Genomic DNA, 26,632 nt, shown 5'->3' on the forward strand with positions numbered 1-26,632 from the left:
AACTCCCTTTTAGGCAGTCATGAATCTACATTTGTAGCGTGTGAAAACGCCACCCGCCCGTTGTCCAATCGCCGACCAATGAGGTGTGTTAGTCGAACGACACATCGACGAACGGCGTTTGTCGATGAACCCCAAATTAATGATGCGTGATCAGTGGCTTCGGGCCACCGAATAGCTAGCCGACTCGATCACCGGCGACGCGATTGGTGCCGGATGTTAGGCGGACGGCCGCGCTTGCCGGTGCTTCGCACGCGGTCGCGGCGTGCTGTGGCCGGTCCACCGTAGCTTCCTTCCGGAAGCTCGAACCGCAGCGATCCGCTGACCGGGTTCGCCTCCGCCAGCCGCAGCGTCAGCCGCTGGCCGACCTTGTAAGTCTCCCCCGTTTCGTCGCCGACCAGTTGCCTCGCGCCTTCGTCGTAACGGAAATATTCCTGGCCCAGGTCCTTGGCGAGGACGAGGCCGTCGCCGCCGAGGTCCTCGACCGTCGCGAAGAAGCCGAAGGGCTGGACGCCGGTGATCCGGCACTCGACCAACTGACCGACCTGATCTGATAGGTAAGCGGCGACATAGCGGTCGACGGTGTCGCGCTCGGCCTCCATCGCGCGTCGCTCGAGCATCGAGATTTGCTCGCCGATCTGCTCGAATCGCTCCTCGTCGCCCTGCGGCAGGCCGCCCTCGCCCAGTCCATAGGCCTTCACCAGCCCGCGGTGGACGAGGAGGTCGGCGTAGCGCCGGATCGGCGAAGTGAAATGGGCGTAGGTTGCGAGCGCCAGCCCGAAATGGCCGAGCCGCTCGGGCCCGTAGCGCGCCTGCATCTGGGTGCGGAGCAGCTGCTCCATGATTTCCTCGCGCCCGTCACCGTCGCCGACCCGCTCGATGATGCGGTTGAAGGTGCCGGGCTTCACAACCTGTCCGAGCGAGAACTCCACGCCGAAGGTTTTCAAATAATCCTTGAGCGCGACCAGTTTCTCACGGCTCGGCGGCTCGTGGACGCGATACATGACGGGCGCCTTCTTGGCCTCGAGCGCGCGCGCCGCGGCGACATTGGCCGCGATCATGAAATCCTCGACCAGCCGGTGCGCGTCGAGCCGGTCGCGCGGCGCGATCGACATGATTCGCCCCTTCTCATCGAGCACCACCCGGCGCTCGGGCAGGTCGAGCTCGAGCGGGTCGCGCTTCTTGCGCGCCGCGAACAAAGCTCGCCAGCACGCCCACAGCGGTTTTAGGGCCCTGTCGACCAGCTCCTGCGGAACGCGGCCTTCCACGGGGGGCATTGCACAGGTCGGGGAGCTGACCTCGACCCGCTCCTCGCCCTCGGCATCGATGGCGGCCTGCGCATCTTCATAGGCGATGTTCGCCGCAATGCGGACCTTGGCGCGGGTGAAGCGCCAGCTCTTGAGCTCCCCGTCCTTCGCGATCTTCAGGTGGCAGACCATCGCCGCGCGGTCCTCACCCTGTTTCAGCGAACAGATGTCGGCCGACAGCTCCTCGGGCAGCATCGGGACGACGCGGTCCGGGAAATAGACGCTGTTGCCGCGCGCCCCGGCTTCCTTGTCGAGCTCGGAGCCGGGGCGGACGTAGAAGCTGACGTCGGCAATCGCGACCACCGCGTTCCAGCCGCCCTCCCCATCCGCCTCGGCCCAGATAGCGTCGTCATGGTCGCGCGCGTCCTCCGGGTCGATCGCGACGATGGGCAAATGCGTCAGGTCCTCGCGCTCGCCCAGCGGCAGCTTTGAGACGCGATGCGCCTCGTCAATCGCGGCCTGCGCGAACTCGTGCCGAAGGCCGTGCTTGTGGATCGCGATCAGCGAGAAACTGCGCGGCGCGAACGGATCGCCGAGCACCGCATCGACCCGCGCATTCACACGCGGCGGCCGACCGCTGACCTCGCACAGCACTAGGTCGCCGGGCTCGGCGTCCTTCAAGTCGCTGATGAACAGCTCTCGCCGTTCCTTCTTGTCGACCGGCGATAGCCAGAAGCGATCGCCCTCGCGCCGCACCACGCCCAGTGCCAGCTCGGCCGAGCGCTCGAGCTTCTTCATCGGGTGCCCGATGTAACCGTCGCCTCTTTCCTCGGTGCGGCAGAGAACCCGGTCGCCGATGCCGAGCGCACTGCGGCGGTCGCGCTCGACCAGCCGGATCCGCGGCGGCGGCGTTTCCGCATGCCATTGCTCGGGCACCCCCCACACCGCGCCGCTGTCGTCGGCCGACTGGACCCGCAGCACCGTGACCCTGGGGACGCCGCCCATTTGGTGAAACGCACGGCCCGGCGAGCTGTCGATCAGGCCTTCATCCGCCATGTCCCTGAGCAGAGCCTTGAGCGCGATTTTGTCATTGCCCTTGAGACCGAACGCGCGCGCGATCTCGCGCTTGCCCGCCGGCTGGTCGGACGAGGCAATGAAGTCGAGGACCTGCTTGCGGGTCGGAAGGCCGGAAGGCCAGCCGCCGGGCTGATTGCGTGGAGGTCGGGATGGCCTTGCGTCGCGCGCCGGCCGGGGGGTTCTCGGTGTTCGGGGCGGTCGGGCCATGTCTCGCCCTAAACGCGCCTAGCGCAGCTGGCTATCCTTGCTGCCGCGCCGATTGATGGTCGAGTGGACCACCGCCTTGTCGCGTGTCGTCTGGCACGCGATACAGGTGCGGACGCCGGGCACCGCATCGCGACGCTTCTTCGGGATCGGCTCGCCGCAATCGTCGCATTCCTCCGCGCTCTCGCCCTGCGGCGTGAGCGCGCGGGCGCGCAACACCGCGTCCTTCACCGTATCCTCGATCTGCTGCTCGACCGCGCCATCGCGGGTCCATCCGCCGGCCATCGAAAGCTCCTATTTCGTTTCAGGCGCAATATAGGGCTTGAACGCCCCGCCCGGTACCGCGGATGCAACCGGGCTTTCGAACCCGTCCTCGCTAACCGAAGAAACGCCGAACACCCAGTCGTCGACGCGGATGTGGGGCAAGACAACTTTGCATTTTGGTACCCAGCCCGGAATGCGCGTCCCGGTGAGAATAAGCGGATCGCAGCCTGCCAGATTGAGCGGACGCGAGGCTTCCCAATTGCTCGCGTCGGTCCGGCGCCACCGGACGACATAATGATCTGCACCATCATATGGCCACGTCACCGTCGTGTCGGTCGCGACGCCGCCCTCGACCTTGGGCTCAGGCGGGGGCGGGGCGCTGGCGATGGCGGCCAGCGCGGCGACGTTCAGTTTCGTCATCTTGGCGAGATAGGCGAAATCGACATGGTCGATCGTGTCGCCGTAGCGAATGCCGTTCTCCGTCCTCAGGTCCTGGTGCTGCCAGTTATAGTTCTCGACCGCGACGCTGATCCGCGCCGCCGGAAAGCCCAGACCGAGGAACGGGATATGGTCGCCGCCGCGGCTGAACCGGTCGGTGCGCCAGATCTGCCGCACGTCGAGCCCGATCTTCAGCCGGTCGGCAAGGCTGTCGAGATAGCGCGAGATGTTGCGCGACGGGCTGTCATTCTCGCCCCCCAAGCTGTGGGTCGCCGCAGCCAGCTCCGCCTGCCCCTGTGAGCGCGGACCTTCCGACAGCACCCGGGCATGCGTGCTGTCGCATACGCCATCGGATGAGCAGCTATTGCCGATGATGTCGTTGTTGAGGACAGTGACGACGTTCCAGCCCTGCGCCTTGGCGTAATTGGCAAGGGTCTTTCCGCCGTACAGCCCCTGCTCTTCGCCCATCAGCGCGGCGTAGACGATAGTGCCCGGGAACCTGTGCTTCGACAGCACTCGCGCCGCTTCCATCACCGCCGCGACGCCCGACCCATCGTCGTTGGCGCCCGGTGCATCGGCGGTAGCGTTCATCGGATCGGTCACGCGGCTGTCGATATGACCCTGGATGATGACCACGTCGTTGGGCCGTTCCGTGCCGCGCTGGATCGCGAACACGTCGGTGATCTTGGTCGGTGCCGGGAGGCGATCCCCACTGAAGGTCTCGCTCGTGCGCTGAACCGTCAGGCAATTGCCGCACGCGGCGGAATAGCGACTGAACTCGGCGTCGGCCCAGTTGAGCGCGGCGCCGATGCCGCGCTTGGGATCCGTCTGCGACGACAAGGTGTGGCGAGTGCCGTAGCTCACCAGGCTCTCGATCGTATGCCGCAGCTGCGCCTGGCTTACCGGGGCGATGATCGCGCGTAGCTTCGCGTCGACGGAAGGCGGCGGCGCGGCGCCGATCAGCAGCACACTTAATCCGGCAATCAGCTTACGCATCGCGACTCTCCCTTTGCAGGCTCGCTTAGCGGCATTTGCGCATCCCTTCACCTTCGCTAGGGTCGCGGCCGACCGAGGGGAGAGTCGCCATGCGTAAATCCGTGATCCTGTTGTCCTGCTGCACCGCGCTGATGAGCACGAATGCCTTTGCAGCGGCCGCGCCCGCGATCCCGCCGATCCTGATCGGCACGCCAACCGCCGCGCGGATCAACCAGCGCTGCACCATGTTGGTCGCGCGCAGCACGGCGCTTCGCACAGCGCTCGAAAAGTCGAAGGGCGCGGCGACTGCCGGCACCACCCTCACCGACTTTGATAAGATCGTCGAAGTGATCAGCGACGGCTCGGGCGAAGCCGGCTTCTACCGCCAGGTATCGCCCAGCGCCGCCAGCCGCGAAGCCGCCGAGAAATGCGAAGTGCGCATGGCGAGCGAGGGCACCAAGCTGTCGCTGTCGCGCCCGATCTACGAGCGCCTGAAGGCGATCAAGGCGCCGACGGACGCGGCGACCAACCTCTATCTCGACCGCAACCTCAAGGCATTCGAGCGCGCCGGCATCGCGCTCGACGCGGCAGGCCGCGCCAAGGCGCAAAAGCTTGGCGACGAGATTGCCAACCTTGGCACCACCTTCGAATCCAATATCCCCAAGGGCCAGCGGACGATCACCGTGACCGCGGCCGAGCTCGATGGCGTGCCGCAGGACTTCATCGACGCCCATAAGCCTGGCGCTGATGGCAAGATCACGCTTCGCACCGACAGCACCGACTATGTGCCAGTCATGACCTACGCGAAGAGCCGCGACCTCAGGCAGCGCTTCTATCGCGAATATCAGCTCCGCGCTTACCCGGCGAACGACACGCCGCTGCGCGGCCTTATCGACAAGCGCGACGAGCTGGCGAAGCTCGTCGGACGGCCCAATTACGCGACGCTAAACTTCGAAGACCGGATGCTGAACACGCCGGACAAGGTGCAGGCCCTGATCGACGACATGGCGTCGGCGGCAAAACCCGCTGCCGATCGCGATTATGCGAAGAAGCTCGCGGTCCTGCAGCAGCTTCAGCCGGGCGCGACCAAGCTCGAACCGTGGGACAACGGCTATGTCAGCCAACTCGTCCAGAAGCAGTCATACGGCTACGACCGACAGGAGGCGCGGAAGTATTTCTCCTACGACAAGGTCCGCGACGGCATCCTCCAGCTGACCGAGGACATGTTCGGCGTCGATATCCGCCCGTGGAAGACAGCGAAGTGGCATAAGTCCGCCGAATCCTATGAGGTCGTCGATCACGGCAAGGTGATCGGTCGCTTCTATTTCGACGCCCACCCGCGCCCCGGTAAGTACGAGCACGCGAATGCGGTGCCGCTGCGCTACGGCGCGCGCGGCCAGGTGCCGGTCGGCGCCTTGGTCTTCAACGTGCCGGAAGGCGTGATGGAGCATGGTGACGTGGAAACCTTCCTCCACGAATATGGCCACCTCCTGCACTTCATCTTCGGCGGCCAGGATCAGCGCTGGGCAGGGATGAGCGGCTTCCAGACGGAGTGGGACTTCGTCGAGGCGCCGTCGCAGATGCTCGAAAACTGGGTCTACGATTACGACACGCTGGCCAAGTTCGCGGTCGACGCGCAGGGCAACGTTATCCCGCGCGACCTCGTCGATAAGATGAACAAGGCCCGCTATTTCTCGATCGGCATGGACGACATGCGGCAGCTCGGGCTGACCAACGTCTCGCTGCAATATTATCTGGGAAGTGCGCCTGCCGATCTCGGCGCGACAGCCCGCGCCAATGATGCGAAATACGACATGCTTCCGCCGGCGCCCTTCTCACAGTTCCAGGACGGGTTCAGTCACCTCGCCGGCTATGGCGCGGCCTACTACACCTACCGCTGGTCGATCGTGATCGCGGACGATTTGTTCACGCAATTCGAAAAGAATGGGCTTCGCGACCGGGCAACGGCGGAGCGCTATCGCAAGTTGGTGCTGGCGCCGGGCGGATCGAAGCCAGCGGCAGACCTCGTCGCCGATTTCCTCGGCCGCCCGATCAGCATCGACGCCTACAAGGCGAAGATGGCGAAGGACCAGTAGCTATTCGTTGACCTCCGGCACGGCGGCGACGGCGTTCTTGAGCAAGCGCAGGCGCTGCTCGCGCCACAGGATGACCAGGCCTGCGCCAATCACGATCGGTGCACCGACCCAGGTCCAGCGCGACGGGACCTGGTCGAATAGCAGCCAGCCGAACAGGCTCGCCCACAGCAGCGACGAATAATCCATCGGCAGCACCACTGCGACCGGAGCCAACCTCAGTGCGCCGGTGAGCGCCAGCTGGGCAATGCCGCCCGAGACGGCAACGCCGGCGATGGCCGCGAAGGTCACGGGATCGTGAGCTTTCGCGACGAACAGCATGACGATCCCGAGCGGAATGAGTGAGCTCGCCCCAAACCAGAAGACGGTCGTGCCCGCTGCCTCGGTCTGCCCAAGCCGGCGGATCGCGATGGTCGCGCAGGCGGTGCTTAAGGCCGCGCCGACCGCGACCAGCCCGCTATAGCCGTCGATATGCGTGCCGCCCGGCTGGACGATCACTAGCACGCCGAGGAAGCCGACCAGCACCGCGCCCCAGCGCCACTTGCCCGTGGGTTCGCCGAGCAAGAGTGCCGCCAGCATCGTCGAGAAGATCGGCGCGGAAAAGCCGATCGAGGTCGCTTCGGCGAGCGGCAGGATGATCATTGCGAGGAAGTTGAGGCCCATGGCAACGACGCCGATGCTCATCCGAGCGACATGTGCGCCGACCCGCTTCGTCCGAAGCGTGGCGATGCCCGGCCCGAGCGCGACCCAGGTCGCCGCGCAGGCGGCGGTGCCGATCTGACGGTAGAACAGGCTTTCGACGAAGCTGACACCGCGCTGGCTTACCCATTTGACGCCAGCGAACATGATTGCGAGGCTCAGCGCCGCAAGCAGGCGGAGCCCAATCGCCAGGGCGACATGCGGCTCGGCTGGCCGATCGGTGGATTTGGCGCCCCCCATGGCTTTGCGCTGCCTAGCCATGGCTGGAGCGAAGGACTAGTGCAGCCCGCGATTCCAGTCTCAGCAAATCAGGACGCGTATCCAATGCTTCGCAGCATCGACCATTTCATCGGCGGTTCCAGCTTCGCTTCGGGCGAGCGCCAGGGCGACGTTTTCGACCCCAACCAGGGCCAGGTCCAGGCGCAGGTCCGGCTCGGCACCTCGGCCGACCTGCAAAAGGCAATCGACGCCGCCAAGGCTGCGCAGCCGGCCTGGGCAGCGACCAATCCGCAGCGCCGGGCGCGCGTGATGTTCAAGTTCAAGGAGCTGGTTGAAGCGAACATGGAAGACCTAGCCCGCACGCTGTCGAGCGAGCACGGCAAGGTGATCGCGGACGCCAAGGGCGACGTTCAGCGCGGGCTCGAAGTGATTGAATTCTGTTGCGGCATCCCGCAGGCGCTGAAGGGCGAATATACGGTCGGCGCGGGTCCAGGGATCGACGTTTACTCGATGCGCCAGCCGCTCGGCATCGGCGCGGGCATCACCCCGTTCAACTTCCCGGCGATGATCCCGATGTGGATGTTCGGCATGGCGATCGCCTGCGGCAACGCCTTCGTGCTGAAGCCATCCGAGCGCGACCCGAGCGTTCCCGTCCGTCTCGCCGAACTAATGAAGGAAGCGGGCCTTCCCGATGGCATCCTGAACGTCGTCCATGGCGACAAGGAAATGGTCGACGCGATCCTGGACCATCCGGACATCGCGGCGGTCAGCTTCGTCGGCTCATCCGACATCGCCCAGTATATTTATTCGCGCGGGACCGCGAACAACAAGCGCGTCCAGGCCTTCGGCGGAGCCAAGAATCACGGGATCGTTATGCCCGACGCGGACCTCGACCAGGTCGTCAACGACCTTGCCGGCGCGGCGTTCGGCTCAGCCGGCGAGCGCTGCATGGCTCTTCCGGTGGTTGTCCCGGTCGGCGAGGAGACCGCCGAGGCTCTGCGCGAGAAATTGATCCCCGCGATCGCAAGTCTTCGCGTCGGCGTTTCGACCGATCCCGAGGCGCATTACGGCCCGGTGGTGAGCAAGGCGCACAAGGCGCGCATCGAGAATTACATCCAGATGGGGATCGACGAAGGCGCCGAGCTGGTCGTCGACGGCCGCGGCTTCTCGCTTCAGGGACATGAGGAAGGCTTCTTCATCGGCCCGACCCTGTTCGACCATGTGAAGCCGAGCATGAAGAGCTACCAGGACGAGATCTTCGGCCCGGTGCTGCAGATCGTCCGCGCCGCCAACTTCGAGGAAGCGGTGAAGCTTCCGTCCGAGCATGACTATGGCAACGGCGTCGCGATCTTCACCCGCAACGGCCATGCCGCGCGTGAATTCACCGCCCGCGTCAATGTCGGGATGGTCGGCATTAACGTGCCGATTCCCGTCCCCGTCAGCTACCACAGCTTCGGCGGGTGGAAGCGTTCGGGCTTCGGCGACATCGGCCAATACGGTCAGGAAGGGATGCGCTTCTGGACCAAGAACAAGGTCGTGACGCAGCGCTGGCCGGACGGCGGCGGCCACGGCGAAAGCGCGTTCATCATCCCGACCTTCGCCTGACCATGCGGTGGCTGATCGCGGCGCTGCTGCTTCTGTTCGCGGCGGCGCCGGCGGCTGCCGACAAGCGCATCGCGCTCACCTTCGACGACGTCCCGCGCGGTCGTGGCGCTTTCTTCACGCCGGACCAGCGCACGATCCGGCTGATCGCGGGGCTGCACAAGGCGGGGGTCAAGCAGGCGGCTTTCTACCTGGTCCCCGGCCAGATCGGTCATGACGACGGCATCGGCGGCGAGGAGCGGATCCAGGCCTACGTCGCGGCCGGCCACGTCATCGCCGACCATAGCTTCACCCACCCGCATTTGAGCGAGCTCAGCGTCGCCGATTACATGGCGAACGTCGACAAGGCCGAGGCCTACCTAAAGGGCCGCGAGGGCCGGCGCCCGTGGTTCCGCTATCCGTTCCTCGACGAAGGCCAGGAGGACAAGGCCAAGGTTGCCGCTGTCCGCGCTGCGCTCAAGGCGCGCGGGCTTCACAACGGCTATGCGACCGTCGACGGGTCCGACTGGTATATCGAAGCGATGACCGCGGACGCGATCGCGGCCGGCAAGAAAATCGACATGGACGGGCTTCGGTCGCTCTATGTGACGACGATGGTCGGCGCGGCGGACTTCGCCGACAGCTTGGCGCTGAAGACCTGGCACCGCCGGCCCGCGCAGGTCATCGTACTCCACGAAACCGATATCGCGGCGCTGTTCATCCCTGACCTCGTCGCGGCGCTGCGCAAGGACGGGTGGAAGATCGTGACCGCCGACGAAGCCTATGCCGACCCCATTTCCAAGCTTGCGCCGAACGTCCCGTCAGCGAACGGCACCCTGCTGGAGCTTGCGGCGTGGGAGAAGGGCATTCCCAAGCCACGCTGGTACGAGCGCAACGACATGGCGCTCGCGAAGCGGCTGTTCGACGAGCAGGTGCTTCACGAGGCGCCCGCACCCGCGAAGTGACGGATACGCCCGTCGCCTGACGCGTTTGATCTGGATCAGGAAGGATGCGGGAGGATCGCGATGCGCGTTGTGACCAAATTGCTCGTTTTGGCGGGAGCGGCAGCTGCGATGGGCGCGTGCCAGAAGCAGTCGGCCGAGAACATCGCGATCGACAACGTCGCTGCCAACGCCGACATCGAAACCTTGCCGGCGGATGAGAGCAGCACCACGCCGTCCGACCAGCTCGCAAACGGCCAGGACGGCGTCGACGTCAACGACCTCAACGCCTCGTCCAACGCGTTCTAGGAAAGCATCCGGCCATGAAGCTCTATTATTCGCCGGGCGCATGCAGCCAGGCACCGCACATCCTTCTTCACGATATCGGCCTTAGCCACGACGCGGTGCGGGTCGACCTCAAAGAGAAGCGCGTCGAAGACGGCAGCGATTTTTTAGCAATCAATCCAAAGGGTTCGGTGCCGGCGCTGGAACTCGACAGTGGCGATGTGCTCACCGAAAACGCGGTGATCCTGCAATATCTCGGCGATCGGTCGAGCGTCGGCGAAGTGCTTCCCCCGCTTGGGAATTTTCGGCGTTACCGAGTGCTCGAGCTGGTCAATTTCATCACCACCGAGCTCCACAAGAGGTTCGGCTTCCTGTTCAACCGTGACGCTACTGACGAAATGAAGCAACTCGTCATTCGCGATCTCGGGAAGAAGCTCGACTATATCGACGGCGAGCTCGGCGAAGGGCCGTTCCTGATGGGCGAGGAGTTGACCCTGCCCGACCCTTATCTGTTTGTGATCACCGGCTGGGCCGAGAAGTTTCTCGGGCTCGACCGCTGGCCCAACCTCAAGGCGTTCCGCGAGCGGATGATGGAACGTCCCTCGGTCCGCCACGTGCTTCGGTTTGAAGGATTGCTTCAAGAGGAACCGGCGGGCTAGAGCGCCCGCGCAATGACGCAATTCGACCTCACCGACGACCAGCTCCAGATCCAGGAGATGGCGCGCAAGTTCACGGCCGACGCCATCACCCCGTTCGCTGCCGAGTGGGACGAGAAGCACATCTTCCCGCGCGACACGATCCGCGAAGCCGCAGAGCTCGGTTTCGGGGCGATTTACGTGAGCGAGGAGAGCGGCGGCATCGGTCTCGGCCGGCTCGAGGCGGCGCTCATTATGGAGGCGATGGCCTACGGCTGCCCCTCGACCAGCGCCTTCATCTCGATCCACAACATGGCGAGCTGGATGATCGACCGCTTCGGCTCAGCCGAGGTGAAGCAGAAATACCTGCCCTCGATGATCACGATGGAGCGGATCGGCAGCTACTGCCTGACTGAGCCGTCCTCTGGCTCCGACGCGGCCGCGCTCAAGACCAAGGCAGTGCTGGACGGCGACCATTATGTCGTCTCCGGGTCCAAGGCGTTCATCTCCGGCGGCGGCGAGAACGAGGTCTATGTGACCATGGTCCGCACCGGCGAGGAAGGACCCAAGGGCATCAGCTGCCTGGTCATCGAAAAGGACATGAAGGGCGTCAGCTTCGGCGCCCAGGAAAAGAAGCTCGGCTGGCATTCGCAACCGACCGCGCAGGTCAATTTCGACGAAGTCCGAGTGCCCGTCGCCAACCGCGTCGGGGGCGAGGGCGAAGGTTTCCGCATTGCGATGATGGGACTCGACGGCGGCCGTCTCAACATCGGCGCCTGTTCGCTTGGCGGGGCGCAGCGTTGCCTCGACGAGGCCGTCAAATATACGAAGGACCGCAAGCAGTTCGGAACGCCGATCGCAGACTTCCAGGCGACGCAATTCACGTTGGCCGACATGGAGACCGAGCTACAGGCCGCACGCTACCTGCTTTACGTTGCCGCGGCCAAGGTCACCGCCAATGCGCCCGACAAGACCCGGTTCGCGGCCATGGCCAAGCGCCTCGCCACCGATAGCGGCTCATCGATCGTCGATCGCGCGCTGCAGTTGCATGGCGGCTACGGCTATCTTCAGGATTATCCGATCGAGCGCTTCTGGCGCGACCTTCGAGTCCACTCGATCCTCGAGGGCACCAACCAGATTATGCGCGTGATCGTCAGCCGCGACCTGCTGCGTCAGTAGCTGATGAAGAAAGCGCCGCATCCCTTCGATCCGTTCGCGCTCGCCCAGGCCGCGACCGAAGCCGCGATCGGCTTTGCCGCGCGGCCGGCAGAATTGCTCAACGTCCAGCTCGAAGCGGCGCGGCAGTGGAGCGACTTCTGGTCTGACGCGCTTGCAGGCAAGCAGACCGACAAGCCGCGCGACCGTCGTTTCTCGTCGTCCGAGTGGCAGGACGATCCTTATTATCGGGCGATCCGGGATTCCTATCTTCTCGCCTCGCGCCAGCTTCGTGACACGGTCGAACGGACAGCCGGCGATGGCTCGAGCGGCGCGATGGCGAAGTTCCTGCTCGACCAATATCTGAACGCAGTCGCGCCAACCAACTTCGCAACCACCAATCCTGACGTGGTCAAAAGGGTCAAGGAAACCGGCGGCGCGAACCTCGTCCAAGGTTTCATGAACCTCCTCGAGGATGTCGGCAGCGGCAAGGGTATCGTCCAGCGCCGGACCGACCCCAGTGCGTTCGTGAAGGGCAAGACGATTGCCGCGACTCCCGGAGCCGTGGTGTTCGAGAACGAGCTGTTCCAGCTGATCCAGTACATGCCCGCGACTGACAAGGTTGCGGCCGAGCCTTTGCTCTACGTGCCGCCGCTGGTGAACCGCTATTACATGATCGACCTCGTGCCTCGGCAGAGCCTGGTCAAATGGCTGGTCGACGAGGGCCGGACGGTGTTCGTGATCAGCTGGGTCAACCCGACCGAGTCTCATCGCGACAAGGACGTCGGCGACTATGTCCGCGACGGCATCATCACCGCGATCGAGCAAGTGGCCAAACGGACCGGCACCGCGCCCGACCTCTTCTCTTTCTGCCTCGGCGGGACGCTGACCGCGATCGCGCTCGCCTGGCTCGCCGCCAAGGGCCGCGCTGACGAGGTCATTTCCGCGACCCTGATTGGCGCGCTGGTCGACTTTTCGGATATGCGCGACTGGTCGGCGTTCGTTCACGAAGCCCATATCGGCGCGCTCGAAGGTCATCTCGAAGCGCAGGGCTTTGCGGACAGCCTGGAGCTTCAACGGCTGTTCGCCGCGATGCGCGCCAACGACCTTATCTGGTCGTCGGTCGTGAACCATTACCTGCTCGACAAGCCAGCGCCGCCGTCGGACCTGCTCTATTGGTTCGAGGATGGAGCACGCATCCCTGCGGCGTTCCTCAAGAGCTACAACCGCGAGCTCCTGCTCGAAAACAGGCTGAAAGAGCCGGCCGGCTTCAAGGTCGGTGATGTCGCCATCGATCTTGCCGCGATCACCACCCCGACCCTGGTCATCGCGCTGAAGGACGACCACGTATCGGCCTGGGAAGCGGTCTATGGCGGCGCCAGGCACCTCGGCGCGGACTTCGTGCTCGGCGGGTCCGGCCACAATGCCGGGATCGTCAACCCGCCCGCGGCCAACAAACATGGCTATTGGACCAACGAAAAGCAGCCCGAGAGCGCCAGCAGCTGGCTCGAAACCGCGACCCGCCACGAAGGCAGCTGGTGGCCGTGGTGGACGAAGTGGCTCGAGCGGCATGGAAGCCGGAAGAGTGTCGCGGCCCGTGAGCCCGAGAAGGTGATCGAGCCCGCGCCGGGCCGATACGCGATGATGCCCTGATGGATGCGATGACCGGGGCGAAGGACGTCATCACCGAAAAGCAGGGGCCGGCGGGGCGATTGCGGCTCAACCGGCCGAAGGCGCTGCACAGCCTCAATCGCCAGATGGTTCGCGACATGGCGAGCGCGCTCATCGAATGGCGCGACGATCCGGAAGTGCGGATCATTCTCATCGACCATGCCGAGGGCCGCGGTTTCTGCGCGGGCGGCGACGTCGTCGGGATTAGCCAGGATGTCGAGGGTCACGAGGCCGCGGCGCGCGCCTTCTTCTTCGACGAATATCGCCTCAACCACCTCGAATATACCTACCCGAAGCCGGGCGTCGCCTTCATGGACGGGATCACAATGGGCGGCGGGGTCGGCATCGCCTGCCCGTGCCGCTTCCGCGTCGCCACCGAGCGCACGGTCTTCGCCATGCCGGAAACGACCATCGGCATTTTCCCGGATGTCGGCGGTGGCCGTTATTTGTCGCGCCTCCGCGGCCGCCTTGCCCAATATCTCGCGCTGACCGGCGATCGCCTCACCGGCTCGGAATGTCTCGGGCTGAGGCTCGCGACGCATTACCTGCCGTCCGAGCGGCTGGAGGAAGCGAAGGAGCGGATCATCTCCCAGCCCTTCCGCACCGAGGCGATCCTAGACGAGCTCAGCGCCGAAGAGGTGCCCGAAGCGCCGATCCTCGGCCGGTTGAAGCAGATCGACAGGCTGTTCGCGTCGGACCGGGTCGAAGACATCCTCCAAGCGCTCGATGATGAAAGCGAAATCGGTGACGGATGGGCGGCCCGCGAAGCCGAGATCATCCGCAAGAAATCGCCCATGGCCTGCAAGGTCAGCCTCAAGATGCTGGTCGAAAGCCCGTACCAGCTTCACTTCGTCGACGAGATGCGGATGGAATATGGGATCATGGTGCGGATGATCCGCCATCCCGATTTCAAGGAAGGCGTTCGCGCCCTCCTGATCGACAAGGACAACAAACCCAACTGGCACCCGACCAACCCGGCCGTCATCGGCGACGCGGACGTGGACAAGTTCTTCGAGCCCCTTCCGCCCGAAGAGCAATGGATGCCGTTCGATTTCTAAAGGACGAGCGATGAGAGACTACAACACGATCCTGGTCGAGAAGCGCGGAGCGGTGACGCTCGTGACCCTCAACCGCCCGCAGGCGCTGAATGCGCTCAACAGCGAGGTGCTGAAGGAGTTGATCGACGCGTTCGCCGCCTATGATGCGGACGACAGCCAGCGCTGCCTGGTCCTGACCGGATCGGAGAAGGCGTTCGCGGCCGGCGCCGACATCAAGGAAATGCAGGGCCAAGGCTTCGCCGACATGTATTCGTCGGACTTCTTCGCCGGCTGGGAAAAGGTTACCGCAACCCGCAAACCGTGGCTCGCCGCGGTGTCGGGATACGCGCTCGGCGGCGGCTGCGAGGTCGCGATGATGGCCGACTTCATCATCGCCGCGGACAGCGCCAAGTTTGGCCAGCCCGAGATCAAGCTCGGCGTCTCGCCGGGCATGGGCGGGTCGCAGCGGCTGACCTGGGCGGTCGGCAAGGCCAAGGCGATGGAAATGTGCCTGACCGGGCGGATGATGGACGCGGCAGAAGCCGAGCGGTCCGGCCTCGTCGCCAAGGTCGTCCCTGCGGCCGACCTGCTCGACGACGCGATGAAAACTGCGGAGGCGATCGCGAGCATGCCGCCGCTGGCAGCGATCGCGGTCAAGGAAATGGTCAACGCCGCCTTCGAAATTCCCCTCGGACAGGGCATCCGGTTCGAGCGTCGGTTGTTCCACGGCCTGTTCGGAACCGAGGACCAGAAAGAGGGCATGAGCGCCTTCGTCGACAAGCGGCCCGGCAATTGGAAGGGACGGTAACATGGCCCGTATCGCGTTCATCGGCTTGGGCCACATGGGCGGCGGCATGGCGCCGAACCTCGCCAAGGCGGGGCACGACGTTCAGGCCTTCGATCTCGTCCCCGAAGCCGTACAGCACGCGACCGACGGCGGCTGCTCAGCCGCGGGCTCTGCCGCCGAAGCGGTCAAGGACGCCGACGTCGTCATCACCATGCTTCCGGCCGCGCAGCACGTCCGCGCGGTCTATGAGAAAGACGTCGCGCCCAACGCAAAGGCCGGCGCGCTGTTTATCGACTGTTCGACGATCGACGTGACTTCGGCGCGCGAGGTCGGCGAAGCGATGAAGGCCGCCGGCTTCGATTTCGTCGATGCGCCGGTATCGGGCGGCATTGCCGCGGCAGCGGCGGGCACGCTGGCCCTGATGGTCGGCGGCACCGACACCCAGTTCGAGCGGGCCAAGCCCTTTCTCGAACCGATGGCCAAGGCGGTGATTCACGCCGGCCAGTTGGGCGCCGGGCAGGCGGCCAAGATCTGCAATAACATGATCCTCGGCGCGACCATGGTTGCGACCTGCGAAGCATTCGTGATGGCAAAGAAGCTGGGTCTCGACCTCCAGACCTTTTTCGACATTTCATCAAAGGCGTCGGGGCAGAGTTGGTCGATGACTACTTATTGCCCGGTCCCCGGAGTCGGCCCCGAAACGCCCGCCGACCATGATTATGAAGGCGGCTTCGCGGCGGCGTTGATGCTGAAGGATTTGAAGCTCGCGGCCGATGCGGCGAAGAGCGTCGATGCTTACACGCCGATGGGCGCCGAAGCCGAAGAGTTGTTCCAGCGCTTCGTCGATCGCGGCGGTGGCGGCAAAGATTTCTCCGGTATCATCAAGATGATCGATGACAGTTGGAAGGCCCCTGAATGAAGATGCGAGCAGCGTTAATTGCGATCCCGCTGATGTTTCTGAGCGGCTGTGGGGGATCCGACACGAGCCAGGCCAACAATGCCGCGCCGGAGACCGCGAAGGGCAATGACATGGCGATGCTTGCCGTCGCCGCGCCGAGCAAGGAGCGGGCGCTCCAGATCATGCATGACCGGCACGAGGCGATGGAGAAGCTGGGCGACTCCATGAAGACGCTGCACCGGGCGCTCGATGCGAGCCCGGCCGACCTCAATGCGGTCCGGGCTCAGACCGCCCTGATGGCGAAGGCCGCGGCGCAAATCCCCGGCATGTTCCCGGTGGGAACCGGTCCGGACGTCGGCAAGACCCGGGCCAAGCCCGAGATCTGGACCCAGCAAGCCAACTTCATTGGGAAATCGAAGGAGTTTCTCGCCGCGACACGGGCGATCGACGCCGCAGCAAGGGCGGGCGACCTGAACAAGGTCATGGCGCTCCACGAGCGGGTCGACCAGGCATGCAAGGCCTGTCACGACCCATTCCGCGCCCCGAAAAGCTGATCTGCCGTCAGTGGCGGCCGTGAAGCAGCCGGTCTGGGACCTGCCCGTCCGGGCTGTGCACTGGCTGCTTGCCGCGCTGATCCTGTTCAGCTGGTGGTCGGTGAAGAACCACCATACCGACTGGCATATCTGGTCGGGCTGCGGGATCCTGACTTTGCTCATCTTCCGCTTGTTGTGGGGCTTCGTCGGAAGCTCGACCGCGCGCTGGTCGAGCTTCATCCGAGGGCCTCGCGCGGTTCGTGAGTATCTGCGAGGCCGATGGACGGGCATCGGTCACACGCCGCTTGGCGCTCTTAGCGTGCTCGCCCTGTTCGGTGCGCTGACGGTCCAGGTCGGCCTGGGGCTGATCGCGGAAGACGAAGACGGGCTTTATACCGGGCCGCTGTCCCGGCTCGTCAGCATCGACACGTCGGACAAGGCGCGCGATCTCCACGAACTTTGGTTCAATGTCATCCTTGGCCTCATCGTCCTGCACATTGCGGCGATCATTTTCTATCGGCTGCGAGGCCGGCACCTGACCAAGCCCATGATCACCGGGAAGGCCGCGGTCGATCCATCGGCCGCGCCGATGAAGCCGGGCAAATGGTGGGTTGCACTGCTTTGCCTCGTTGTCGGCATCGGTATCACGCGCTGGATCATCGCCGGCGCGCCGCCCTTTGCGCCTTGATTGAAGCGGGTCGGAAGACCACATGGCGGCCATGCTGATCCGCACCGAACAGACGCCCAATCCCGCGACGCGCAAGTTCCTGCCCGACCAGACGGTCATGGAAGCCGGAACGCGCGATTTCGCGGACGCGGAGAGCGCCGAAGCGTCGCCCCTTGCGAAGGCGCTGTTCGACAGCGGCCTGGTGGAAGGCGTCTTCTACGGTCGTGATTTTGTCTCGGTGACAGCGGCGCCCGGGGTTTCCTGGAGTGACCTCGAGGCATTGGTGGTTGAGACTCTGCTCGATCATTTCGTAAGCGGCGCTCCGCTATTTGCCCCCGGAAGCGCCGCGGGAATCCACGTCGCCGCTGATGAGGATTTCGATGACGATCCAGCCGACGCAGAGATCATCGACCAGATCAAGGAACTGATCGAAACGCGCGTCCGGCCTGCGGTTGCGCAGGACGGGGGCGATATCGCTTATCGTGGCTACAAGGAGGGCCGGCTCTATTTGTCGATGCATGGCGCCTGTGCCGGCTGTCCGTCATCGACCATCACCTTGAAGCGCGGGATCGAGAGCTTGATCCGCCACTACGTCCCCGAAGTCGAGACGGTCGAAGCGGTATAGGCTTGATCCCTTGGGGGGTTGCGGCGTTGGGCCGCATGTGACCACTATTCAGCCCATGCTTTTGGCGTTCGACACGTCCAGCGCAGCCTGCACTGCGGCCCTCTTCGACGGGGACCGGTGCATCGCGCGCAAGGATGAGCTGATCGGCCGCGGCCACAGCGAGCGGCTGGTGCCGATGATCGCCGAGCTGCTCGACGGCCGAAGCGCGACATCGATCCTGGTGGGCGTGGGTCCGGGCAGCTTCACCGGGATCCGGGTCGCCATCGCCGCTGCGCATGGCCTGGCCATCGGCTGGGGAGCCAAGATCGAGGGCATGTCCTCGCTCGCTCTGCTTGCAGCTGGCGCCGGAGGGGGAGGGGACGGCGAAGTCGCCGCCTGCGTGCTCGGCGGTCATGGTGAGCTGTTCGTCCAGCAATATGATAGCTCGACGGTTGAGCCGACTTCAGAACTCTACAACCTGGTCCCCGCAGAGGCCGCGCAGCGTATCAACGCCCCGATCGTCGTCGGATCAGGCGCCGCGCGGCTGGTTGAAGCTCGCGGATCGGGCGAGGCCCGCGACGCCTGGCCGACAGCAGCCGACGCGCTGCGCTTGCCGGCAGCCTTGCGTTCTCTCGCCCCTAAGCCCGTCTATGCCCGTGCTCCCGACGCGAAAGTCAGGGAGGCCGCGTGATGGCGACGCCCGCCTTCGCCGACTCGATCCGGATTGAGCGCGGTTCGTCCGAGGATCTCGACCAGGTCATGGACGTGATGACCCGGGCATTCGGCAGCCGTTTCGGCGAAGCCTGGACGCGCTCGCAACTCGCCGGAATTCTGCCGATGGCCGGAGTTGTGCTCAGCGTCGCGTCTGAGTCGAAGACCGGGGACACGATCGGGTTTTCGCTGCTCCGGTCGGTGGCTGACGAAGCCGAGCTGCTTCTGCTTGCGGTCCTGCCTGACCGGCATCGTCAGGGAATCGGGCGGCAATTGCTCGATCACTTCATCAATCAGGCCGGGCGCGACGATGTGAATCGCATTCACCTGGAAGTGCGCGACGGCAATCCCGCTGTCCAAATGTACCTGAATGCCGGCTTCGAACCGGTTGGGCGCCGCCGCAATTATTACCAGGCATCGGACGGCAGCCGTTACGACGCAATCACCCTCGCCAAGAATCTCTGAATTCTTTTTTCTTTGTATCGCGGGTGACGATGTTGCGCGCACCCTATTCGCCCCCTAATGCCCTAGTTGCAGCCGATGCTGCATGGGTCTCTGCTTTTAATGGGGAATTGCAAAGATGGCCGATAATGATGGCGCCGAGGACACTTTACTTACGTTAACTGCGGATATTGTCGCGGCTCACGTGAGTAACAACAGTGTTGCAGTGAATGACTTGCCGAACCTGATACAGAATGTTCACCAGGCGCTTTCCACCATTTCGCATAGTTCGTCCGGCGCAGAGCCGCGGCCCGAACCCAAAGTATCGATCCGGTCTTCGGTGAAGCCCGATTACATCGTGTGCCTTGAGGATGGGAAGAAACTGAAGATGCTGAAGCGGCATCTCATGACCCACTACAACCTGACGCCCGACCAGTACCGCCAGAAATGGGGCCTCGCTGCCGATTATCCGATGGTCGCGCCCAACTATGCCGAACAACGGCGGACATTGGCGAAGTCGATCGGCCTCGGCACCAAGCGGCGGCGCAACCGAAAATAAGCGGCACGCTTTGACCGGCACTTCGCCGATGCTTACGTTGGATTCATGACGCGTAAGATCGATATCGAGGCGCTGTGCGCCGACAAGGGACTGAGGATCACCGAGCAGCGCAAGACGATTGCGCGCGCGCTCGGCGATAGCGAGGATCACCCAGACGTCGAAACGCTTCACGCTCGCGCGGCGGCGATCGATCCGAACATCTCGATCGCGACCGTCTACCGGACCGTTCGCCTGTTCGAGGAAGCCGGAATTCTCGAGCGTCACGAGTTTGGCGACGGGCGGTCGCGGTACGAAGCTGCGTCCGAGACGCACCACGACCATTTGATCGACGTCGAGACCGGCAATGTGATCGAGTTCGTCGACGATGAGCTGGAGGCGCTCCAGAAGCGGATCGCCGAGAAGCTCGGCTTCCGCCTCGTCGACCATAGGATGGAGCTGTACGGCGTCTCCCGCGATCGCGACCGCTAAGCCCTCGGCATTCCGCATCGCCATCCGGCTCGCCGGGCTGGTCGGCCTGTTCGTCGTCTGCGCGCCGATCCACCTTGCGACGAAGGCTCTAACTGGGCGCTCGCCATGGCCGCCGCGTTTCCTTGGCGCTGCTGCCTGGATCATCGGCGCGCGTGTGCGGGTCGACGGCGACCCGATCCGCCCCCACACCCTGCTCATCTCCAACCATGTCAGCTGGCTCGATATTTTGGTGATGGGAGGCGCGACGGGATGCGCGTTCGTGTCCAAGGACACGCTTGGCCACCCGTTCATCCACTGGCTCGCCGACCAGAATCACACGGTCTACGTGAAGCGCAGCCACCGGAAGGGTGCCAAGGACCAGGCCTTGGCCATCGCCAAGGCGCTGGAAGGCGACCAACCCGTCGTGCTGTTCCCCGAGGGCACGACCGGCCCCGGAACGCACATGCTGCCGTTCCGTTCGACCCTTCTCGAAGCGGCCAATTATGCCGCGAAGGACGTGGCGATTCGCCCGGTCGCGCTCGATTATGGTGCTGCCGCTTCCGAGATCGGGTGGTGGGAGGAGCCGGGCAAGGACAACATCATGCGCAATCTCGGCCGCCGCGGCACGCTACCAGTCACCGTGCGGCTGCTGGCCCCGCTTGATCGGTCCGGCGACCGCAAGGAATTGGCCGAACGGGCGCGCGACGCAATTGCTGCCAAGCTTCGCTTCAAGTCCGCTTCGCAACCGCCTATAGCCTTGAGCGAATGACTCCCAAGACCTTCAAAATCAAAAGCTTCGGCTGCCAGATGAACGTCTACGACGGCGACCGGATGGCGGAGCTGCTCAGCGAGCAAGGGATGAGCGCGGCTGCCGATGGCACCGACGCGGACCTGGTCGTGCTCAACACCTGCCATATCCGCGAAAAGGCCGCCGAGAAGGCTTATTCCGACGTTGGCCGCCTGCGCCGCGAAGACGGTTCGAAGCCGCTGATCGCGCTCGCTGGTTGTGTCGCGCAGGCCGAAGGCGCCGAGGCGATGCGCCGTTCGCCGATGATCGACCTGGTGGTCGGCCCGCAAGCCTATCACAGGCTCCCCGACATGGTTGCGCAAGTCGGCCGCGGCGCTCGGCCTGTCGACACCGACATGCCGGCGATCTCGAAATTCGACGCCATGCCTTCGCGTCGGCGGGCCGGTCCCGCCGCCTTCCTGACGATCCAGGAAGGTTGCGACAAATTCTGCACCTACTGCGTCGTGCCCTACACCCGCGGCGCGGAGATTTCGCGGCCGCAGGGGGACATCGTCACGGAGGCGCATGCGCTGGTCGACGCCGGCGCTCGGGAAATCACCCTGCTCGGGCAGAATGTGAACGCGTGGGATGACGGTGAGACCAACTTTGCCGACCTCATCCGCACGCTGGCGAAGATCGATGGCCTCGAGCGGATTCGCTACACCACCTCCCACCCGGTCAACATGAGCGACGCGCTGATCGCTGCGCACGGCGAGATCGACAAGCTGATGCCGTACCTGCACCTACCGGTGCAGTCGGGCAGCAACCGAGTGCTGAAGGCGATGAACCGCAGCCACACTGTCGAAAGCTATTTGCGCACGATCGAAAAAATGCGCGCAACGCGGAGCGACATCGCGCTTTCGGGCGATTTCATCGTCGGCTTCCCCGGCGAAAGCGATGCAGAGTTCGAAGACACGCTGAACATCGTCGATGCAGTCGGCTACGCTTCGGCCTATTCGTTCAAATATAGCGCGCGCCCGGGGACCCCGGCCGCCACGATGGAGGACCAAATCGCCCGCGAGATCATGGACGAGCGCCTGCAACGGCTGCAGGAGCGCATCACAGCCCACAGCCTGGCTTTCAACCGCAGCAAGGTTGGCGTGGACACGCAGATCCTGATCGAACGGAAGGGGCGCTATGCCGGTCAGATGATCGGCAAGAGCCCGTGGCTTCAGTCCGTCCATCTCGATACCGATGCACAGGCGGGCGACATCATCGACGTCACCCTGGTCGCCGCGGGGCCCAACAGCATGACCGGCGCCGCGCGCGAACTGGTGGCTGCCTGATGTCCAAGCGCGAGCTTCATGCCGTCCCTGACCGCGCCCGCCTCGAGCTTGAATTCGAGCAGCCGTACCTGCTCGGGCCGTTGTTTGGCGACTATGACCGGCACCTGATCACCATCGAGAACCGGCTTGCCGTGCACATCGCAGCGCGCGGCAACAAGGTACAGATCGAGGGCGATCCGGACGCGGCCGCGCGTGCCCGCGATGTCCTCATTGGACTCTATAACCGGCTCGACAGCGGTCACGACGTAGACGCCGAAGCCGTCGAAGCCGTGCTCGGCATGGCTGCCCAACCCAATCTCGATGGGATCATCCAGGAAGAGGTGACCTCGGCACCCAAGGTCATGATCCGGACGCGCAAGAAGACCATCGTCCCGCGTTCGGCGATGCAGACGCCCTACATGGAAGCGCTTGCCCGAGACGACATGATCTTCGGGCTTGGCCCGGCGGGCACGGGCAAGACCTATCTGGCGGTCGCGCAGGCTGTGTCGCAGCTCATCACCGGAAGCGTCGATCGGCTGATCCTGTCGCGCCCAGCGGTCGAGGCCGGCGAGCGTCTCGGTTTCCTTCCGGGCGACATGAAGGAGAAGGTCGATCCCTATCTTCGTCCGCTTTACGACGCTCTCTACGACATGTTGCCGACCGAACAGGTCGAGCGCCGCATTGCCTCCGGCGAGATCGAGATCGCGCCGCTGGCCTTCATGCGCGGGCGCACGCTCAACGACGCCTTCATCATCCTTGACGAGGCGCAGAACACGACGCCGTTGCAGATGAAGATGTTCCTGACCCGCTTCGGCATGCGCAGCCGGATGGTGATCTGCGGCGACCCCCACCAGGTCGACCTTCCCGATCCGACCAAGTCGGGCCTCGCGGACGCCGTCGGACGCCTGGAGAATGTGAATGGGATTTCGGTCGTGCGCTTCACCTCCGCCGACGTGGTCCGCCATCCGCTGGTCGGGCGCATCGTCGAGGCCTATGAGGGCCCGAGGAACTAAGCGCCGATGATGCTCGAAATCGCCCTCGAAGCCGACGAGGAATGGGACAGTAGCAGCTCGTGGGAGCCGCTCGTTCGCAAAGCGGCGACCGCGGCCATTGCCGAAAGCGCGTTTCCCCAGCTCAACGAAAGCGCGCGCCACATTGAGCTGTCCGTGCGGTTGGCCGGGGACGAAGAAGTACGCGGTCTGAATGCCCACTGGCGCGGCAAGGACAAGCCGACCAACGTCCTCTCCTTCCCCATGGCCGAAGCCTATGAACTGGAGGCGGCCGACGAGGACGGGCCGGCGCTCATGCTCGGAGACATCATCCTTGCGCGCGGCGTGTGTGAGCGTGAAGCGGCCGAAAAGGGCGTCACCATAGACGAGCATGCGACCCACCTGGTTGTCCACGGCACGCTTCACCTGCTCGGTTACGATCACCAGGCCGACGCCGATGCGACGGACATGGAAAGGCGCGAAGCCGATGCGCTGGCGCGGCTGGGAATCGCCAACCCTTATGAGATCGTCGACTGATGGCCACACGTCAGGATGACGAAGGCGGGTCGCGCATCTGGCGCGGGATCCAGCACCTGATCTTCGGGGACGATGCCGAGCCGACGCTCCGCGAGGAGATCGAAGACGCGATCGACGAAGCGGAGGATTCGCATCCCGTTGCCGGAGACCTGTCGCCGACCGAGCGACAGATGTTGCGCAACCTGCTGCATTTCGGCGAGCAGACCGCAGGCGATATCTGCGTGACGCGCGGCGACATCATCGCCGTCCAGGCGGGTGTCAGCTTCGAGGATTTGGTGCGCGCCTTTGCCGATGCCGGTCACAGCCGCCTCCCGGTCTACGGCGAGAGCCTCGACCAGGTCGTTGGCATGGTCCACATCAAGGACGTGTTCGTCGCGTCCGACGACGAAAGCCGGGACCGTTCATTGCCGGCGTTGATGCGCGATCCCTTGTTCGTCCCCGAATCCATGGGCGTGATCGAGTTGCTGGCCCGGATGCGGGCGCAGCGCACGCACCTTGCAATCGTCGTCGATGAGTTCGGCGGGACGGAAGGCCTCGTCACCATCGAAGACGTCGTCGAGGAGATCGTCGGCGACATCGAGGACGAGCACGACGAGGACGTCGCGGGCATGCTCACTTTGCTCGAGGATGGGCTGTGGGAGGCCGATGCACGGCTGGAGCTGGAAGAGCTGCAGCAAGCCGTGGACGCGCGCCTCACTGCCGAAGACGACGAAGTCGATACCGTCGGCGGCCTCACCTTCCTGCTTGCGGGACGGATCCTGCGGCCGGGCGAGTCGGTCATTCACCCGTCAGGCTGGCGGCTCGAATCGACCGATGCCGACAGCCGGCGGATCAAGCGAGTCCGCCTGCATGCACCCGACGGGATGCCGCAGCCCGACTAATTCTTGGCGAAAAGCTTGGCCGGGTCCGCCATCGCCTTGAACTCAAGCGCATTGCCGGCCGGATCGAGCAGGAACATCGTCGCCTGCTCGCCCGGCTGCCCGGCGAAGCGCACCGTGGGCTCGATCACGAACTGCGTGCCGGCCGCCTGCAACCGTTCCGCCAACGCCTTCCACGCATCCATCGCCAGCACCAGCCCGAAGTGCGGAACCGGCACGTCTTCGCCATCGACCGGATTGGTGATGCGGCCGCGGGGAGCGTCAGCGGAAAGATGCGCGACGATCTGGTGTCCGTGGAGATCGAAGTCGATCCAATGGTCCGCGCTGCGGCCCTCGGGGCAGCCGAGAAGCTCACCGTAGAAGCGGCGCGCGGCGGCGAGATCGTCGACCGGAAAAGCGAGGTGGAAGGGAGGCAAGCTCATGGCCAGCGTCCTTACATGCTGTCGAGGCTTTCGTTAACCGCGGTTAATCGCTAGCCATCGCATTTGATGCTGTACGTCCTCTACGCCTTCATCGCCGGTGCAGTCTCTGCCTTCGCGTTCGAGCCGGTCGGCTTGTGGCCGCTGATGCTGGTGGCAATCGCCGTGCTGTGCGAGCTGCTGGACCGCGAGAAGACGCTTTGGCGCAGCCTGTTCATCGGCTGGGCCTTCGGCATCGGCCAATTCGTGGTCGGTCTGAACTGGATCGCGACCGCCTTCACCTTCCAAAGCAACATGCCTGCCTGGCTCGGCTGGATCGCGGTTGTGCTGCTCTCGCTCTACCTCGCGATCTACCCCGCAATCGCTGTCGGCCTCGCCTGGCGCTTCGGCCGCGACGACCGGGTCGTCCTGATCACCGTCCTTGGCGGAGCTTGGGCGATCACCGAGTTTTTGCGGGGGACAATGTTCACGGGCTTCCCGTGGAACCCGGTCGCCGCAGTTCTGGCCCCAACGCCGCTGATTACGATCACGCCGCTGATCGGCACCTATGGCCTGTCGGCGATCGTGATCCTGCTCGGCGGCGCGATCTGGCTGGAATATTACAGGAAATGGCTGCCGCTGGTCGTCATCATCGGCATCACCTTACTCCTGTGGCTGCTGCCCTCGTCGCCCGTTCCGGAGGACCCGCTGACGGTCAAGAACGTGCGGATCGTGCAGCCGAACATCGGACAAGAGGACAAGTGGCGCCCGGGATTTGATGAAGAGGCGGCAAGGCGCCTCGCAACGCTGTCAGGCGGCCCGAGCAGCGAGCCGCGATTGATCCTTTGGCCGGAAGCCGCGGTTACCGACCCGCTCGAGGACGCCCGCACCGGCGATCATCAGGCGATGGCGATGTTCCAGCGCACGCGCGCAGCATCGCTGCTCGGCCCGAACGACCGGCTGCTGACCGGCGGGATTGCAGTCGCGTCGAAGGACGGAGTCCACGTCGACGGCGCGGCGAACAGCATCTTCGTGCTGGCACCCGGCGGCAGGGTCGCCGGAAGATACGACAAGGCCCATTTGGTGCCTTATGGTGAGTATTTGCCGATGCGCCCGTTCCTGTCGGCGCTTGGCCTGTCGAGGCTCGCGCCGGGCGACATGGATTTCACCTCCGGACCCGGGCCGCGGACCATCGATCTCGGCGATCAATGGGGCAAGGTCGGCTTCCAGCTGTGCTACGAAATCATCTTCTCGGGCCATGTGGTCGACTGGGAGAACCGCCCTTCATTCATCTTCAATCCGTCGAACGACGCCTGGTTCGGCAAGTGGGGCCCTCCCCAGCATCTCGCGCAAGCGCGTCTTCGCGCTGCCGAGGAAGGCATTCCGGTGCTGCGCGCGACGCCGACCGGGATCAGCGCCGTGATCGACGCGCACGGCAACGTTGTCCGCTCGCTCCCGTGGCGCAAAGCGGGCGTCGTCGACGCCGTGCTTCCGCCCCCCGCAAATTCGGCGCCGATGTTCGGCCGGTTCGGCAACAGCATCCCGCTGACGCTCGGCTTCCTGCTCATCTTCGGCGGCATTGTGCTAGGGCGGCGGCGTCGCTAGAGGCGCGC

Annotated in this window: 28 protein-coding genes; 23 read left to right on the plus strand and 5 right to left on the minus strand. The window is 64.6% G+C overall.

Annotated elements, in window-relative coordinates; genetic code table 11:
- Nucleotides 1-188 precede the first annotated feature (188 nt).
- Genes rnr through AC4K8G_RS05290 form a run of 3 tightly spaced genes read right to left on the minus strand, consistent with a single transcriptional unit; the run spans nt 189 to nt 4,223 of the window.
- Nucleotides 189-2,528, minus strand: a complete 2,340-nt coding sequence (gene rnr / locus AC4K8G_RS05280) for a ribonuclease R (protein WP_491733122.1) — start codon at nt 2,526-2,528, stop codon at nt 189-191.
- 18 nt (nt 2,529-2,546) lie between these two features.
- Nucleotides 2,547-2,810, minus strand: coding sequence for a DksA/TraR family C4-type zinc finger protein (locus AC4K8G_RS05285; RefSeq protein ID WP_491733123.1), 264 nt, complete (start codon nt 2,808-2,810; stop codon nt 2,547-2,549).
- Between the two features lie 9 nt (nt 2,811-2,819).
- Complete coding sequence (locus AC4K8G_RS05290) at nt 2,820-4,223, minus strand: M20/M25/M40 family metallo-hydrolase (RefSeq protein WP_491733124.1); 1,404 nt, start codon at nt 4,221-4,223, stop codon at nt 2,820-2,822.
- An 89-nt stretch (nt 4,224-4,312) separates the two neighbouring features.
- Between AC4K8G_RS05290 and AC4K8G_RS05295 the strand changes: the two genes are divergently transcribed.
- A complete protein-coding gene (locus tag AC4K8G_RS05295; RefSeq protein WP_491733125.1) occupies nt 4,313-6,298 on the plus strand; it encodes a M3 family metallopeptidase in 1,986 nt (661 codons plus the stop codon).
- On the opposite strand, the gene AC4K8G_RS05300 is transcribed toward AC4K8G_RS05295, so the two are convergent.
- Complete coding sequence (locus AC4K8G_RS05300; protein ID WP_491733126.1) at nt 6,299-7,255, minus strand: DMT family transporter; 957 nt, start codon at nt 7,253-7,255, stop codon at nt 6,299-6,301.
- 63 nt (nt 7,256-7,318) lie between these two features.
- Between AC4K8G_RS05300 and AC4K8G_RS05305 the strand changes: the two genes are divergently transcribed.
- The 21 genes from AC4K8G_RS05305 to AC4K8G_RS05405 all read left to right on the plus strand — a co-directional run bounded on the left by AC4K8G_RS05305 (nt 7,319) and on the right by AC4K8G_RS05405 (nt 24,624).
- Nucleotides 7,319-8,818, plus strand: a complete 1,500-nt coding sequence (locus AC4K8G_RS05305) for a CoA-acylating methylmalonate-semialdehyde dehydrogenase (protein WP_491733127.1) — start codon at nt 7,319-7,321, stop codon at nt 8,816-8,818.
- A gap of 2 nt (nt 8,819-8,820) precedes the next feature.
- Complete coding sequence (locus AC4K8G_RS05310; protein ID WP_491733128.1) at nt 8,821-9,759, plus strand: polysaccharide deacetylase family protein; 939 nt, start codon at nt 8,821-8,823, stop codon at nt 9,757-9,759.
- Between the two features lie 60 nt (nt 9,760-9,819).
- Nucleotides 9,820-10,044, plus strand: a complete 225-nt coding sequence (locus AC4K8G_RS05315) for a hypothetical protein (RefSeq protein WP_491733129.1) — start codon at nt 9,820-9,822, stop codon at nt 10,042-10,044.
- Between the two features lie 14 nt (nt 10,045-10,058).
- Nucleotides 10,059-10,679, plus strand: coding sequence for a glutathione transferase GstA (gene gstA / locus AC4K8G_RS05320; RefSeq protein WP_491733130.1), 621 nt, complete (start codon nt 10,059-10,061; stop codon nt 10,677-10,679).
- Nucleotides 10,680-10,691: 12 nt separating this feature from the next.
- A complete protein-coding gene (locus tag AC4K8G_RS05325; RefSeq protein WP_491733131.1) occupies nt 10,692-11,834 on the plus strand; it encodes an acyl-CoA dehydrogenase family protein in 1,143 nt (380 codons plus the stop codon).
- Between the two features lie 3 nt (nt 11,835-11,837).
- Nucleotides 11,838-13,463, plus strand: a complete 1,626-nt coding sequence (locus AC4K8G_RS05330) for a PHA/PHB synthase family protein (protein WP_491733132.1) — start codon at nt 11,838-11,840, stop codon at nt 13,461-13,463.
- Between the two features lie 8 nt (nt 13,464-13,471).
- Nucleotides 13,472-14,539 carry an enoyl-CoA hydratase/isomerase family protein gene (locus AC4K8G_RS05335; protein ID WP_491734415.1) on the plus strand — a complete coding sequence of 356 codons (1,068 nt, stop codon included), beginning with the start codon at nt 13,472-13,474 and terminating at the stop codon, nt 14,537-14,539.
- Nucleotides 14,540-14,549: 10 nt separating this feature from the next.
- Nucleotides 14,550-15,326 carry an enoyl-CoA hydratase gene (locus AC4K8G_RS05340; protein WP_491733133.1) on the plus strand — a complete coding sequence of 259 codons (777 nt, stop codon included), beginning with the start codon at nt 14,550-14,552 and terminating at the stop codon, nt 15,324-15,326.
- Between the two features lies 1 nt (nt 15,327).
- Entirely contained in the window at nt 15,328-16,224 is an 897-nt protein-coding gene (gene mmsB, locus AC4K8G_RS05345; protein WP_491733134.1) for a 3-hydroxyisobutyrate dehydrogenase, read from the plus strand.
- Nucleotides 16,221-16,757, plus strand: a complete 537-nt coding sequence (locus AC4K8G_RS05350) for a c-type cytochrome (RefSeq protein WP_491733135.1) — start codon at nt 16,221-16,223, stop codon at nt 16,755-16,757. The genes mmsB and AC4K8G_RS05350 overlap by 4 nt, the downstream gene beginning before the upstream one ends.
- Nucleotides 16,758-16,767: 10 nt before the next feature.
- Nucleotides 16,768-17,424 carry a cytochrome b/b6 domain-containing protein gene (locus AC4K8G_RS05355; RefSeq protein WP_491733136.1) on the plus strand — a complete coding sequence of 219 codons (657 nt, stop codon included), beginning with the start codon at nt 16,768-16,770 and terminating at the stop codon, nt 17,422-17,424.
- Between the two features lie 31 nt (nt 17,425-17,455).
- The gene (locus AC4K8G_RS05360) at nt 17,456-18,028 is read left to right on the plus strand and encodes a NifU family protein (RefSeq protein ID WP_491734416.1); all 573 of its coding nucleotides are present in this window, start codon (nt 17,456-17,458) and stop codon (nt 18,026-18,028) included.
- Between the two features lie 55 nt (nt 18,029-18,083).
- The gene (gene tsaB / locus AC4K8G_RS05365; RefSeq protein WP_491733137.1) at nt 18,084-18,698 is read left to right on the plus strand and encodes a tRNA (adenosine(37)-N6)-threonylcarbamoyltransferase complex dimerization subunit type 1 TsaB; all 615 of its coding nucleotides are present in this window, start codon (nt 18,084-18,086) and stop codon (nt 18,696-18,698) included.
- The gene (locus AC4K8G_RS05370) at nt 18,698-19,183 is read left to right on the plus strand and encodes a GNAT family N-acetyltransferase (RefSeq protein ID WP_491733138.1); all 486 of its coding nucleotides are present in this window, start codon (nt 18,698-18,700) and stop codon (nt 19,181-19,183) included. The genes tsaB and AC4K8G_RS05370 overlap by 1 nt, the downstream gene beginning before the upstream one ends.
- Nucleotides 19,184-19,298: 115 nt before the next feature.
- Nucleotides 19,299-19,718 (plus strand): Ros/MucR family transcriptional regulator, encoded by a 420-nt coding sequence (locus tag AC4K8G_RS05375; RefSeq protein WP_491733139.1) that lies wholly within the window; start codon nt 19,299-19,301, stop codon nt 19,716-19,718.
- Between the two features lie 45 nt (nt 19,719-19,763).
- The gene (locus tag AC4K8G_RS05380) at nt 19,764-20,186 is read left to right on the plus strand and encodes a Fur family transcriptional regulator (protein ID WP_491733140.1); all 423 of its coding nucleotides are present in this window, start codon (nt 19,764-19,766) and stop codon (nt 20,184-20,186) included.
- Nucleotides 20,083-20,934 (plus strand): lysophospholipid acyltransferase family protein, encoded by an 852-nt coding sequence (locus AC4K8G_RS05385; RefSeq protein WP_491733141.1) that lies wholly within the window; start codon nt 20,083-20,085, stop codon nt 20,932-20,934. Before AC4K8G_RS05380 ends, AC4K8G_RS05385 begins: the two co-directional genes overlap by 104 nt.
- Nucleotides 20,931-22,238, plus strand: a complete 1,308-nt coding sequence (miaB, locus tag AC4K8G_RS05390) for a tRNA (N6-isopentenyl adenosine(37)-C2)-methylthiotransferase MiaB (protein ID WP_491733142.1) — start codon at nt 20,931-20,933, stop codon at nt 22,236-22,238. Before AC4K8G_RS05385 ends, miaB begins: the two co-directional genes overlap by 4 nt.
- Nucleotides 22,238-23,230 carry a PhoH family protein gene (locus tag AC4K8G_RS05395; RefSeq protein ID WP_491733143.1) on the plus strand — a complete coding sequence of 331 codons (993 nt, stop codon included), beginning with the start codon at nt 22,238-22,240 and terminating at the stop codon, nt 23,228-23,230. Before miaB ends, AC4K8G_RS05395 begins: the two co-directional genes overlap by 1 nt.
- Before the next feature lie 6 nt (nt 23,231-23,236).
- The gene (gene ybeY / locus AC4K8G_RS05400; protein WP_491733144.1) at nt 23,237-23,743 is read left to right on the plus strand and encodes an rRNA maturation RNase YbeY; all 507 of its coding nucleotides are present in this window, start codon (nt 23,237-23,239) and stop codon (nt 23,741-23,743) included.
- Nucleotides 23,743-24,624 carry a hemolysin family protein gene (locus AC4K8G_RS05405; protein WP_491733145.1) on the plus strand — a complete coding sequence of 294 codons (882 nt, stop codon included), beginning with the start codon at nt 23,743-23,745 and terminating at the stop codon, nt 24,622-24,624. The genes ybeY and AC4K8G_RS05405 overlap by 1 nt, the downstream gene beginning before the upstream one ends.
- Here AC4K8G_RS05405 and AC4K8G_RS05410 read toward each other — a convergent pair.
- Entirely contained in the window at nt 24,621-25,043 is a 423-nt protein-coding gene (locus AC4K8G_RS05410; protein WP_491733146.1) for a VOC family protein, read from the minus strand. The genes AC4K8G_RS05405 and AC4K8G_RS05410 overlap by 4 nt on opposite strands.
- 66 nt (nt 25,044-25,109) lie before the next feature.
- Here AC4K8G_RS05410 and lnt point away from each other — a divergent pair, with 66 nt between their 5' ends.
- Nucleotides 25,110-26,624, plus strand: coding sequence for an apolipoprotein N-acyltransferase (gene lnt / locus AC4K8G_RS05415; RefSeq protein WP_491733147.1), 1,515 nt, complete (start codon nt 25,110-25,112; stop codon nt 26,622-26,624).
- Nucleotides 26,625-26,632: the final 8 nt, after the last annotated feature.

It is taken from the genome of Sphingomonas sp. SP3, assembly GCF_058514305.1.